Annotated in this window: 10 protein-coding genes and 1 pseudogene; 6 read left to right on the top strand and 5 right to left on the bottom strand. The window is 70.2% G+C overall.

What is annotated here, in order from left to right; all coding sequences use genetic code 11:
- Nucleotides 1–106 precede the first annotated feature (106 nt).
- A complete protein-coding gene (locus tag ACIGYR_RS28910) occupies nucleotides 107–514 on the top strand; it encodes a helix-turn-helix domain-containing protein (RefSeq protein WP_399607142.1) in 408 nt (135 codons plus the stop codon).
- A 12-nt stretch (nucleotides 515–526) separates the two neighbouring features.
- Here the strand turns inward: ACIGYR_RS28910 and ACIGYR_RS28905 are convergent.
- Together ACIGYR_RS28905 and ACIGYR_RS28900 are read right to left on the bottom strand one after the other, a co-directional pair.
- Nucleotides 527–767 (bottom strand): annotated as a pseudogene (locus ACIGYR_RS28905) (IS5/IS1182 family transposase); the annotation flags it as partial.
- A gap of 40 nt (nucleotides 768–807) precedes the next feature.
- Nucleotides 808–1503, bottom strand: a complete 696-nt coding sequence (locus ACIGYR_RS28900) for a tryptophan 2,3-dioxygenase family protein (RefSeq protein WP_391843781.1) — start codon at nucleotides 1501–1503, stop codon at nucleotides 808–810.
- A 187-nt stretch (nucleotides 1504–1690) separates the two neighbouring features.
- Between ACIGYR_RS28900 and ACIGYR_RS28895 the strand changes: the two genes are divergently transcribed.
- Entirely contained in the window at nucleotides 1691–2878 is a 1188-nt protein-coding gene (locus ACIGYR_RS28895) for a cytochrome P450 (protein WP_391843783.1), read from the top strand.
- 3 nt (nucleotides 2879–2881) lie between these two features.
- On the opposite strand, the gene ACIGYR_RS28890 is transcribed toward ACIGYR_RS28895, so the two are convergent.
- From ACIGYR_RS28890 to ACIGYR_RS28880, 3 genes are all read right to left on the bottom strand, one after another.
- Entirely contained in the window at nucleotides 2882–4642 is a 1761-nt protein-coding gene (locus ACIGYR_RS28890; protein ID WP_399607135.1) for an amino acid adenylation domain-containing protein, read from the bottom strand.
- Nucleotides 4643–4731: 89 nt separating this feature from the next.
- A complete protein-coding gene (locus ACIGYR_RS28885) occupies nucleotides 4732–5922 on the bottom strand; it encodes an erythromycin esterase family protein (protein ID WP_399607133.1) in 1191 nt (396 codons plus the stop codon).
- A gap of 86 nt (nucleotides 5923–6008) precedes the next feature.
- A complete protein-coding gene (locus ACIGYR_RS28880) occupies nucleotides 6009–6785 on the bottom strand; it encodes a TioE family transcriptional regulator (RefSeq protein ID WP_399607130.1) in 777 nt (258 codons plus the stop codon).
- A gap of 170 nt (nucleotides 6786–6955) precedes the next feature.
- On the opposite strand from ACIGYR_RS28880, the gene ACIGYR_RS28875 reads away from it, so the two are divergent.
- The 4 genes from ACIGYR_RS28875 (at nucleotide 6956) to ACIGYR_RS28860 (ending at nucleotide 12426) form a co-directional block, all read left to right on the top strand.
- Nucleotides 6956–9334 (top strand): ATP-binding cassette domain-containing protein, encoded by a 2379-nt coding sequence (locus ACIGYR_RS28875; protein ID WP_391844114.1) that lies wholly within the window; start codon nucleotides 6956–6958, stop codon nucleotides 9332–9334.
- Nucleotides 9335–9624: 290 nt separating this feature from the next.
- Nucleotides 9625–10563 (top strand): NAD(P)/FAD-dependent oxidoreductase, encoded by a 939-nt coding sequence (locus ACIGYR_RS28870; RefSeq protein WP_399607127.1) that lies wholly within the window; start codon nucleotides 9625–9627, stop codon nucleotides 10561–10563.
- A gap of 64 nt (nucleotides 10564–10627) precedes the next feature.
- Nucleotides 10628–11611 carry an ATP-binding cassette domain-containing protein gene (locus ACIGYR_RS28865; RefSeq protein ID WP_399607124.1) on the top strand — a complete coding sequence of 328 codons (984 nt, stop codon included), beginning with the start codon at nucleotides 10628–10630 and terminating at the stop codon, nucleotides 11609–11611.
- The gene (locus tag ACIGYR_RS28860) at nucleotides 11608–12426 is read left to right on the top strand and encodes an ABC transporter permease (protein WP_399607120.1); all 819 of its coding nucleotides are present in this window, start codon (nucleotides 11608–11610) and stop codon (nucleotides 12424–12426) included. Before ACIGYR_RS28865 ends, ACIGYR_RS28860 begins: the two co-directional genes overlap by 4 nt.
- Nucleotides 12427–12458: the final 32 nt, after the last annotated feature.

Below are 12458 nucleotides of genomic sequence, written 5' to 3'. Positions count from 1 at the left end.
GGCGCGTGCTGTGGGATGCACAACCAGCGATGTCATGTTCGTCCGATGGCCGGCACAGATAGACCTTCGGAACCGATGTAAGAGGGACGGCGTACCTCGCCTCCTGGTGGTGGAGGCGGGTGCCCGTCCGCCGGTCTGCAACGACCCCTTCGAGGACTGGGTCCGAGCGCCCATCTCCCGGGACGATCTCGACGCCCGGGTCAGAGCTCTCCAGAACCGGCTCGACAGCCGGCAGATACCCACCCTCGACTCCGCCGGAACACTCAGTTTCGGTCCGCACTCGATCACCATCTCGAATGTCCAGACCGAATTGATGGAGCTGCTCATCGAGCACTTCGGCGAGGTGGTGTACCGGCATGAACTCTCACAAAGGCTCGCGGAACGCGTGCAGAGGCCGACGAGGAATTCGCTCGACCTCCACATCATGCGGCTTCGCCGCCGTCTGTCGCCCACCGACCTGGTCATCCGCACGGCCTGGGGCCGCGGTTATGTGCTGGAGACCGAGGTCGGCTAGGTACTGTGCGGATCATGGGCGGAGCCATGAACGGACCGCCGCTGTGGTGACCGTGCCGTGGAAGACGTGCGCCCGTTCGTCGTGACGGGTGGCGACAGCCCGGGAGTTCTAGAGCCGGTTGATGATCCGCTCGGCCTCGTGGCGACGCCGGGAGCGCTCGCGGCCGAGTCCGGCGGGTCTGCCGCCCGTGCTGCCTTCAGCGCCGACGGCCGGCCCGCTGGTCCTTCGGCTCGGGAATGGTGGGCTGACGGCGGTTCGACTGCACGGCATCGGTACCAGCCGGCGGCTGAAGGCTATGAGTGGTGCACCTTCCCGCGCAGCCGGCGAAGTTCCGGGAAGGGCCGGGTGACTCGGCGGGCAAGGAAGTCGACACCGCTCGACCCGCCGGTTCCGCCCTGCTCCCCAACCATCTTCGACACCAGCGCCAGGTGTGCCACTTTCCAGTGCCAGTACCCGTTCCCCAGGTCCACCAGCGCTTCCGCGAGGCGGTGCAGCACGCCGGACTCCACGCCACGTCGGCAGACGTCGTGCACGGACTGCCCGTGGTACTCGACCGCCGCCGCGAACGCCTCGTAGAGACTGCCCTGGTGGTGGCTGTTGCCCAGCAGTGTGGTCAGCCGCCGGAACTGCGCGGACTGCGCGCCGCTCGCCGTGTCCAGATAGGTCCGGAACTCGGCGAAGTAACGCAGTGGCAGTTTCTCCAGCACCAGCATCTGCTGTTGCAGCACCCGTATCAACTCGCCGGCCCGCAGCAAGAATTCCAGCCCGAGCTCCAGATCGTGCATGTCACAGGGCGGTAGGAGCGCCTCGGTCGCGGCGTCCAGATCAGCCCCGAGCTGCTTCAGCCACAGCTCGCAGGACTGGTGGGTGATGATGAAGAACTGCTCGGCCAGGACGACCGCGCGGCCGGCCGTGTGTGGAGTCCGCGGCTCCTGGAGCGAAAGCAGAGTCTCCACCTGGAGATAGTCCGCATACGTCAGAGTGCTCAAGACGCCGCCTCTCGTCATAGGTGATCTGCCGGCCGCGGCCGGACAATCCGGCGCGTCCAAGGACCCATATGCCTGAGCGTGACACGGAAAGGGACCTGCTGATCGGCAATCTTTCGTCTCTCATTCAAGAAGAAAGACCCGCGCAAGAATTTCCCGGCATAGGCGCCGCCGATGTCAGGATTCCGGCATGACCACCCCGACCGCGCTGGACCTGACCGACGCGACCGCCTTCGTACGGCACGACGCATACGCGTTCTGGCGCGACGTGCGGAAGTCCCGGCCCGTGTACTGGCACGACGGGGACCCCGGTTTCTGGGTCGTCGCCCGCCACGCCGACGTGCTGTCCTGCTACGCCGACGTACGCTCCCTGAGTTCCGCTCGCGGGACCGTGCTGGACGTCCTTCTGAGCGGCGGTGACTCGGCAGGCGGCAAGATGCTCGCGGTCACCGACCGGCCCCGCCACCGGGAGCTGCGCAACCTGATGCTGCGCGCCTTCTCCCCGCGTGTCCTCGGCGCGGTCGAACAGAAGATAGGGGAACGGGCGTCACGGCTCATCAAGACCGTCACCCGGCAGGGCGAGTTCGACTTCGCGGCGGAGGTCGCCGAGCACATTCCGATGAACACGATCTGCGATTTACTCTCCATTCCGGAGGCGGACCGCGAGAAGCTGCTGCGCTGGAACAAGCTGGCCCTCTCCTCGGACGACGCCGAGTCCGACCGGCTGGACTCCCTGGAGGCCCGGAACGAACTCATCGGCTACTTCATGGACCTCGCCCGGCACCGCCGCGGCGACCCCGGCGACGACGTCATCAGCATGATCGCGACGGCGGAGGCGGGAGACCGCCCGCTGACGCTGGAGGAGGTCGCGCTCAACTGCTACAGCCTCGTGCTCGGCGGTGACGAGTCCTCCCGCGTGTCCGCGATCTGCGCGGTGAAGACGTTCGCCGAACACCCCGCCCAGTGGCGGGCGCTGCGCGAAGGGTCGGCCGCGATCGACACGGCGGTCGAGGAGGTGCTGCGCTGGGCCACGCCGGCCATGCACTTCGCCCGCACCGCGACCCGGGACATGGAGATAGGCGGCCGGCGGGTGCGTGCGGGCGACATCGTGACGCTGTGGAACACCTCCGCCAACAACGACGAGGAGGTGTTCGACCAGCCGCGCCGGTTCGACCCGGCCCGCTCGCCCAACAAGCACCTCTCCTTCGGCCACGGCCCGCACTTCTGCGTCGGCGCGTTCCTCGGCCGGGCGGAGCTGCGCGCACTGCTGAGCGCGCTCACCGAGTCGGTGACCGAGATCGAGGTGTGCGGAAAGCCCACACCGATCTACTCCAACTTCCTGAACGGCTACGGCAGCCTGCCGGTCGCCTTCCACTGATCGTCAGCCGGACAGCCGGCTCTCGACGGCCGCGGCCAGCTCGCCGATCGTCGCCGCCTCCAGCACGGTCCGGATCGACAGCGCGACGTCGAACCGCTCCCGGATCCGGGCGGCCAGCCTGGTCGCCTGCACCGAGTGCCCGCCGAGCTGGAAGAAGTTGTCGGCGACCCTCGCCTCCGGGATCCCGAGGACGTCCCGCACGATCGCGCAGACCATGGCCGCGCAGCCAACCGCCTCGACGGCGTCCGGCGCCCGCCCGCCGTCCGGGAGTCCCCCTGCCCCCGCGTCCGGCTGCGGCAGGGCCCCTCGGTCGATCTTGCCGTTGGCCAGCGTCGGGAACCGCTCCAGCACCATGACCCGTGCGGGCACCATGTGCGCGGGCAGCGACTCGGCGACATGGGCGCGCAGATCACCCGGCTCGACCGGCGCCGTGGTGGTGACGTAGCCGACGACATGCGCGTCGGCCAGCTCACCCCGCACCACGGCGACGGCGACGTCCACCGCGGGATGGGCGGCGAGCCGGGTTTCGATCTCACCGAGTTCGACGCGGAAACCGCGCAGCTTCACCTGGCCGTCCGCGCGGCCCGCGAAGAACAGCTCGCCGTCCGGCCCCCTGCGGCCCAGGTCGCCCGTGCGGTACATGCGGCTGCCGGGCGGCCCGAACGGGTCGGCCACGAACTTCGCCGCGGTCGCCCGGAACCGGTTGAGATAGCCGCGCGCCAGCCCGCTGCCCGCGATGTACAGCTCGCCCTCCGTGCCGGGCGGCACCGGACGCAGGCGCTCGTCGAGCACGTGCACCTCGTTGCCGATCCACGGTGTGCCGATCCCGACGTCACCGGCGTCGCGCACCGGGCCGCCGATCGTCGCCCCGACGGTCACCTCGGTCGGGCCGTAGCCGTTGAACATCCGCCGTGCCCGCGACCACTTGCGCACCAGCGTCGGCGTACAGCTGTCCCCCGTGGACATGACGGTCCCGCCGAGCAGGATGTCCTCGGCGTCGGTCTCGCTGAGCGCCACCGGGGGCAGTACCGCGTGAGTGATGCCGTACTTGAGCAAGGTGTTCCACAGCGGATGGCCCGGCAGCAGGTCGTCGGCGGGCACCGTCACGAGGGCCGCCCCGGACAGCAGTGCCAGGGACACGTCCCAGAAGGCGGCGTCGAAACTGATGGACGCCCACTGGAGCACGCGGTCGCCCGGGCCCGCCCGCAGGAAGGCCGCCTGGGTGGCGGCCATGTCGCGCACACCGCTGTGCGGCACGGCGACACCCTTGGGCGTTCCGGTCGACCCCGAGGTGTAGATGACGTACATCAGGTGCTCGGGGCGCAGTGCGGCGTGGCGCTCATGCTGGGCGACGTCGTGCCCCGGCAGAGCCGCGCACGCGGCGCGGAACGCCGGTTCGTCAAGGACGAGTTCCTCCGGACCCGCGCCGAGGGGCGCCACCGAGGAGGACCGCAGCAGCAGCACCGGCCGCGCGTCGGACAGCATGAACGACAGGCGTTCTGCCGGATAGCCCGGGTCGAGCGGGAGGTAGGCGCCGCCGGCCTTGAGTACCGCCATGATCGCCACGATCAGTTCGCTCGACTTCGGCATCGCGACCGCGACGAGCGAGTCGGGACCGACACCGTGCGCGATGAGCCTGCGGGCGAGCCGGTTGATCCGGGTGTTCAGCTCCGCGTACCCGAGGGTGCTCTCCCCGTCGATGAGGGCGGGCTCTTTGCCCCGTCGGGCGACGGTTGACTCGAACAGTGCCGGAACCGTGTTCAAGCGCAGTCAGCTCCTTCGGGAGGCTCCCTGATCGACGGCGAATCTAATCTCCGGCGGCCGGGGAGCCCGGCGAATCCTTCCCGTCTCTGTCAGTGCCCGCTCCCAGTACCGGCGGGTACCCGCAGGCGGCCCTCCGACCGGGTGACGGCGGCGCCGTCGCTGACGTGCAGGACCGCGTCGGCGGTGTCCAGGGTGGCCCGGTCGAGCGGGAAGTAGCCCTGCTGCGGGGTGGTGTCCGTGCGGGGCCGGGCGGTGGCGACCGTGCCGGTGGGGGCCAGGGCCCAATCGGTGACGCGGTCCTGCAGGCGGCTCTCGTAGGTGCCCGGCTCGGGGTCGCACAGACCGACGGCCTCGCTGCGGCCCAGGCTGCCGACGACGAAGATGTACTGCTCGCCCAGCAGCGGTGCCACGACGGTGCCGGCCCCGGGCCAGTTGACGCACAGGTCTCCCAGGCTCCAGGTGCTCGGGGTCCGCTGGAGGTGCACGTTGTGGGCGAAGACCAGCGTCGCGCCCCGCCGGCCCTCGATGCTGCGGATGTCCAGGAGGTTCTGCGCCATGAGCGCGTCCCGGGTGGCGAACAGCCGGGACAACCGGTCGCCGTTCTCCAGGCGCTGGGCCGCCTGCCGGTGGTAGCGCAGCAGGCCCAGGCCGGCGGTGAGGTGTGTCCTGGCCCGGAGCCACTCCGCGCCCGAGGTCTGCGCGATCCGCTCGGCGGCGTTGGAGTGGAGCAGGGTGAGCATGTCGTCGGCGAGGGACCACAGCCGCTCGGCCTCGGGCGTGGCACCGACCGACATGGCCGGGTCCATCACCGCCTCCGTACGGCTCCACTGCTCGTCCGGGCCCAGCAGCCCGGTGAGGTCGAGGTCGAGCCCCAGATAGTCCCGGGCGTGTTCGAGACAGCGCCGCGGGCTGGGGGCGCTGGTCGTCTCCGTCGGGGCGTCGAAGCCGTAGAAGGCCAGCCGCTCTTCCGGCGGCAGGCTCGCATTGTGGTCGCGCATCCAGGCGACGAGGCGCCGGTTGGTCTCCAGGTTCCCGAAGTCGTGGGAGAAGCCCTCGCGCGCCACCTCGTCGAGATCCCCGTCGCCGCCCTTGACGAAGTCGTCCACGCGCAGCGCGGCCACGCGGTCGGTCTCCAGGGCGATCGAGCGGAAGCCGAGGTGGGCCAGCCGGGCGAACAGCTCGTTGCGCACCCACCCGAAGGCGGGTTCCCGGTGGGTGGGCTCCCCGAGCGCCAGCACAGCGCACGAGGCCACGGGAAGGCCGTGAAAGTCCTTTCTCATGTCTGTCAATCGAATCATTGAAAGGCCGGTTGAGGCTTACGGCGATGCCGTCGCTGCAGCGGGCGGACTGACCGGGCCGCGAGGTCTCAAACCGTCGGCGGGGACCCCGGCGCGGGAGCCGGTTGCGCGGTGACCGGCGGTCCGGCCGGGGCGACGCCCAGGAGGGCCACGTACCCGCCGAGCCGGGCCGCCGCGTCGAGCATGGCCACACCGCGGGCTGTGAGCCGTCGCCGCCAGTCGTCGAGGGCGGCGGACAGCGCCTCGGTGCCGCCGGCCGTGCGGATCTGCCGGACCACCGTGCGGATGTGCTCCAGCGGGTAGCCCCCGCGCCTGAGGAGATGGGTCAGCTCGGCGTCGACCACGTCCGTGGCGCCGAACGAGCGGTGGCCGGTGACCGGCTCCCGGGCGGGGGCGAGGATGCCCACCGCTTCCCAGTTCCGCAGGGTCGCCGCGGTCACCCCCAGACGGCGCGCGAGTTCGCCGATGCTGAGCGGCTCGTTGCCGGCGGATGTGTGCTCAGCGAGGCCGGGGCCGGAGGTGAGGTGCTCCACCGCCCGCCCCACCGCGTCCAGCGTGCTCCGGTCGCGCAGCAGCTGGACGTGACCGCGGTCGACGTCCGTCAGGGCGGCGTCCAGGTCGCCGGTGTTGAGCGACCGCATGATCTCTCCGCCCGTTGCGTGACCGTATGCCTGGACGAGCGCCAGATAGGCGCGCAGGGCCGCCGCGTGGGTCTCGGTGTAGGTGCGGTAGCCGGACGGGGTGCGCTGGGCGAGCGGGATGAACCCGTCCCGCTCGTAGTTGCGCACCGCCTGGGTGGAAATGCCGTGCTCACGGGCCAGGTCGAACGGACGCAGGTACTTCACGGTTTGAGACTTTATCTCAGGGACTCCGGGTGGTTTCTGTAAAACCCACAGCAAAACCCTCAACCGACTTTGCAGGTATACGCTTGAGTCCCATGAACCGGGACGTTCAGGAACTCGTCACCACGTCGCATGACGAAGGCGTGCCGCGTCCGACCAACGGGAGGGACACCATGACGGCCGGCACGGAGACGGACATCCAGCCTCCTGCGCTGTGTGCCGCCGACAGTCATGATCTGATCCGTGTGCACGGGGCACGTGAGAACAACCTCAAGAACGTGCATGTGGAGATCCCCAAACGGCGGCTGACCGTGTTCACCGGGGTCTCCGGCTCGGGCAAGAGCTCCCTGGTGTTCGACACGATCGCCGCGGAGTCGCAACGGCTGATCAACGAGACGTACAGCGCCTTCATCCAGGGCTTCATGCCCACCCTGGCGCGGCCCGAGGTCGACGTGCTCGACGGGCTGACCACCGCGATCCTGGTCGACCAGCAGCCGATGGGCACCAGTCTCCGCTCCACGGTCGGCACCGCCACCGACGCGGGCACCCTGCTGCGCATCCTCTACAGCCGGCTCGCCAAGCCCTACATCGGGTCGCAGAAGGCGTTCGCCTTCAACGTCGCCTCGGCCGACGCGTCGGGTGTCCTCGTGGTGAACGGCAAGAAGATCGAGAAGGGCTTCAGCGTCGTCGGCGGCATGTGCCTGCGGTGCGAGGGCATGGGCGCCGTCTCGGACATCGATCCCGCCCAGCTCTTCGACGACGCCAAGTCGCTCGCGGCGGGCGCGATCACGGTGCCCGGCTGGAAGCCCGACGGCTGGGTGGTGCAGTCGTTCACCGAGTCGGGCTTCCTCGACCCGCACAAGCCGATCCGCGACTACACCGAGCAGGAAAGGCACGACTTCCTGCACCGGGACCCGGTCAAGGTCAAAGTGAAGGGCGTCAACACCACCTACGAGGGCCTCCTCGCGCGGGTGCGCAAGTCGTTCCTGTCCAAGGACAAGGAGACGCTCCAGCCGCACATCCGTGCCTTCGTGGAACGGGCGGTGGCGTTCTCCGCCTGCCCCGAGTGCCACGGCACCCGGCTCAGCGAGACCGCCCGGTCCGCGAAGATCGACGGTCTCAGCATCGCCGACGCCTGCGCCATGCAGATCAGCGACCTCGCGGCCTGGGTCCGCGGTCTGACCGACCCGTCGGTCAGGACACTGCTCACGGTGCTCGGCCAGACCCTCGACTCGTTCGTCCAGATCGGCTTGGGCTACCTCTCGCTCGACCGGTCCTCGAGCACGCTCTCGGGCGGTGAGGCCCAGCGCGTCAAGATGGTCCGCCACCTGGGCTCCGCGCTCACCGACGTCACCTACGTCTTCGACGAGCCCACCGTCGGCCTGCACCCGCACGACATCCAGCGGATGAATGACCTGCTGCTGCGACTGCGCGACAAGGGCAACACCGTGCTGGTCGTGGAGCACAAGCCGGAGACGATTCTGATAGCCGACCACGTCGTCGACCTAGGACCGCACGCCGGCACCAAGGGCGGCGAGGTGGTCTTCGAGGGCACCGTCGAGGGTCTGCGGGCCAGCGGCACCGTCACCGGACGGCACCTGGACGACCGGGCCTCGCTGAAGCCGTCCGTGCGCGAGCGGACCGGTGTGCTGGAAGTGCGCGGCGCGAACGCCCACAACCTGCGCGACGTCGACGTGGACATCCCGCTCGGCGTGCTCACCGTGGTCACCGGGGTCGCGGGCTCCGGCAAGAGTTCCCTGATCCACGGCTCGGTGGCGGGCCGGGACGGCGTCGTCACGGTGGACCAGTCGCCCATCAAGGGCTCCCGGCGCAGCAACCCGGCCACCCACACCGGCATGCTCGAACCGATCCGCAAGACGTTCGCCAAGGTCAACGGGGTCAAGCCCGCTCTGTTCAGCCCCAACTCCGAGGGCGCCTGCCCCACCTGCAAGGGCGCCGGTGTCATCTACACCGACCTGGCGATCATGGCCGGCGTCGCCACCACCTGCGAGGAGTGCGAGGGCAAGCGGTTCCATGCCTCGGTGCTCCAGTACCGGCTCGGCGGTCGGGACATCAGCGAGGTGTTCGCGATGCCGGTGGCCGAGGCCGCCGAGTTCTTCCGCAGCGGTGAGGCACGGACGCCCGCCGCGTGTGCCGTCCTCGACCGGCTCGCCGAGGTCGGCCTGGGCTACCTCAGCCTCGGCCAGCCGCTCACCACCCTCTCCGGCGGCGAGCGGCAACGGCTGAAGCTTGCCGGCCACATGGCCGGAACAGGCAGCGTCTACATCCTCGACGAGCCGACCAGCGGCCTGCACCTGGCCGACGTCGAGCAACTGCTCGCCCTGCTCGACCGGTTGGTGGACGCCGGCAAGACGGTCATCGTCGTGGAGCACCACCAGGCGGTCATGGCACACGCCGACTGGATCATCGACCTCGGGCCCGGCGCCGGCCACGACGGCGGCCGGATCGTCTTCGAGGGCACGCCCGCCGATCTCGTCGCCGCCCGCCCCACCCTCACGGGTGAGCACCTCGCACGGTACGTCGGCGCCTGACGCGACGCGGCCATGCTCCTGCCCCCGCCTGGTGACGGGGGCGGGGGCGTCGACCGCAGCCGGCATGCGCCGGGCTGGAAACCGGCATCGCCCGTACCGTCGTGGGCGCACGGCTGTCTGGCTCACCTCTTTCGCCCGCACCTCTCCGGTACCGCGGCGGCGACCACAATGCGGGCCGACGGCCTCCGCCCGCTGGCAGCGCGTTCCGGATTTCCGCACCGCGAGCCCGCCGGACCGCTCCTGCGGTGGTCGGACCCCGCTCACGCCGCCCGACGGAAGGGATCAGACCGATGTCCTCGCACGCCGACCACACCACCGTGATCGTGGGAGCCGGCCCTGCCGGGCTCACCGCGGCGCTCAGCCTGGCCAGATACCGGCACCCGGTGACCGTCGTGGACAGCCCCCGGGCACCGCGCAACGGCGCGTCGGCGGGCGTTCACGGCCACATCGGAATGGACGGCGTCACTCCCGCCGAGTTCCGGGCTCGCGCCTGGCGGGAACTCTCCCGGTACTCGACCGTGGAGCGGCTGGAGGCCGACGCCGAAGGTGTGGCCCCCGTTCCGAGCGGGGGCTTCCGGGTCGAGCTCGGCGGCGGTGAGACCGTCGAGGCCCGAACCGTCCTGCTCGCCACCGGTGTCGTCGACGTCCGTCCGGCCGACGTGGACGGCTTCGCGGAGTGCTGGGGCCGCAGCGTGATCCACTGCCCGTTCTGCCTCGGTGAGGAGAACGCCGGTCGGCGCTGGGCGACGGTCGCCGACAATGCGGAACTCGCGGGACTGTCGGCCGTGGCCTTCCGTGCCTGGAGCGAGGACACGATCGCGATCTGTCAGGAGTCCATGCCCGGCCTGGAGACCGCTCGCGCGACCGCGCGAAGCAGGGGAGGCGACGTTGTCACGGGAACGGTCCGCCGCCTGCACCACCGGGAAGGGGCCCTGTACGCCGTCGAGTTGGCCGACGGCAGGGTCCTGGAGAGGCAGACCCTGGTGTGGACGCCGCGACAGCGGCAGCAACCCGTCGTGCAACGGGCGGCCGACGAACTGAAGCTGACAGCCGACGACGCCGGCTTCGTCGCCGTCGACGCCACCCAGTGCACCAGCGTGCCCGGCCTGTACGCGGCCGGGGACCTGACCAGTCGCTGGAAGCAGTCGGTCACCGCGTCGACCGCGGCGGGAGCGGCGGCCGCCGACGCCATCCACATGTCGGCGTTGCTCGGTGCCGTGCACCACTGAACCGGTTGCCGCCCCTCCACCGCTCACCCCAGGGCGCGTCGGATCAGGAAAGGAATCACGGCAGATGCCAGCAGCGATCAGAACGGCCGGACTGTGCAAGCGTTTCGGCTCGCTCACCGCACTCGACCGCCTCGAACTCACGGTCCCCGAGGGCACGGTGCACGGCCTGCTCGGCCCCAACGGCGCCGGCAAGACCACCACCGTCCGGATTCTGGCCACCCTCATCACGCCGGACGAGGGAACGGCCGAGGTGTTCGGCGTGGACGTGCGCAGCGACCCCCGGCGGGTCCGGTCGGTCATCGGGCTCACCGGCCAGTACGCCGCTGTCGACGAACTGCTCACCGGGCGCGAGAACCTGCACATGATCGGCAGGCTGTTCCGGCTGTCGAAGTCCGACTGCCGGGCACGCGCGAGCGAACTGCTGGAACGCTTCGGCCTGGATGACGCGGCCGACCGGCAGCCCAAGACGTACTCGGGCGGGATGCGGCGCAGGCTCGACGTCGCAGCCAGCCTCATGGCGCGGCCCAGGCTCATCTTCCTCGACGAGCCGACCACCGGCCTCGATCCGCGCAGCCGTATGGAGGTGTGGCGGCTCTTGCGCGAACTGGTCGCGGACGGTACGACCGTGCTGCTCACCACGCAGTACCTGGAGGAGGCGGACCGGCTCGCCGACTCCCTGTCCGTGATCGACCAGGGCAAGGTCATCGTCAGCGGTACCCCGGACGAGCTGAAGGCCCAGGTGGGCCAGGACCGGGTCGGCATCACGCTCCTCGACACGGGAGTCATGGAGCAGACGGTCCGGATCCTGCGGGAGCGGCTGGGCACCGAACCGGTCGCCGACCCGGAGAAGGTGCAGGTCCACGCGCCGCTGCCCGACGGCGGCACCCTGCCCGACCTGCTTCACCTGCTCAGGGAGTCGGGGATTGCGATCGGTGACGTGGCGCTCCGCCGACCCACTCTCGACGACGTCTTTCTCGCCGTGACCGGCCGATCCGCCGATCACGGCGCCGACCAGCGTAACCGTGGGAAGGAAACCGAGCGGCCATGACCTCCACCACTTGGACGCGGGAGAGCGGCACGTCCCGTACGCAGTCGCGGAGCGCCCTCGCATGGTGGTTCTCCGACGTGTGGCAGATGACCCTGCGCAACGTACGGCACGTGCTGCGCAGCCCCGAGCTGGTGATGTTCTCACTGGTCCAGCCGGTGATGTTCATCCTGCTGTTCACCTACGTCTTCGGCGGCGCCATCGACGTCGGCGGCGAACGCTACGCCCAGTTCCTGCTGCCCGGCATCCTCGTCCAGATGGCGCTCTACGGCTCCGCCGCCGGCACCACCATCGGGGTCGCCGCCGAGATGCGCGAGGGCCTCATGGACCGCTTCCGCTCGATGCCGATGAGCCGTACCGCCGTGCTCATCGGACGCACGCTGTCGGAGATCCTCCGCAACGTCGGCGTGGCCGGCGTGACCGTCGGAGTCGGCCTGCTGGTCGGCTTCCGGTTCCACAACGGCCTCCTGCCCGCGCTGGCCGGCCTGCTGCTGTTGCTGCTGTTCGGCTACGCGGTGTCGTGGTTCGCCGCCTACCTCGGGCTGTCGGTGCGCAACGCGGAAGCCGCCCAGGCGGTCGGCGGTGTGTGGATCTTCCCGTTCACACTGATCTCCTCGGCGTTCGTACCGACCGGCACGATGCCGGGCTGGCTGCAGGCGTACGCCGCCCACAGCCCCATGACGGCGGCCGTGAACGCGCTGCGCGCACTGTTCACCGGGGGCCCGGCGACGAGCTACGTCCTGCAGACCGTGGCCTGGTCGGTCGGCCTGATCGCGGTGTTCGCCCCGCTCGCGGTCCGCAAGTACGGCTCGCGCTGACCGGCGGGCGGTACCTCCATGACAGAAGTCCG

Origin of the sequence: Streptomyces sp. NPDC053076, assembly GCF_044546845.1 — a bacterium.
Lineage (GTDB): Bacteria > Actinomycetota > Actinomycetes > Streptomycetales > Streptomycetaceae > Streptomyces.
This window is presented reverse-complemented; position numbering and strand designations above follow the sequence as displayed.

Coding starts and splice junctions, on each gene's coding strand:
- ACIGYR_RS28895 (WP_391843783.1), top strand. CDS start 1,691: ATGACCACCCCGACCGCGCTGGACCTGACCGACGCGACCGCCTTCGTA.
- ACIGYR_RS28885 (WP_399607133.1), bottom strand. CDS start 5,922: ATGAGAAAGGACTTTCACGGCCTTCCCGTGGCCTCGTGCGCTGTGCTG.
- ACIGYR_RS28875 (WP_391844114.1), top strand. CDS start 6,956: ATGACGGCCGGCACGGAGACGGACATCCAGCCTCCTGCGCTGTGTGCC.
- ACIGYR_RS28870 (WP_399607127.1), top strand. CDS start 9,625: ATGTCCTCGCACGCCGACCACACCACCGTGATCGTGGGAGCCGGCCCT.
- ACIGYR_RS28865 (WP_399607124.1), top strand. CDS start 10,628: ATGCCAGCAGCGATCAGAACGGCCGGACTGTGCAAGCGTTTCGGCTCG.
- ACIGYR_RS28860 (WP_399607120.1), top strand. CDS start 11,608: ATGACCTCCACCACTTGGACGCGGGAGAGCGGCACGTCCCGTACGCAG.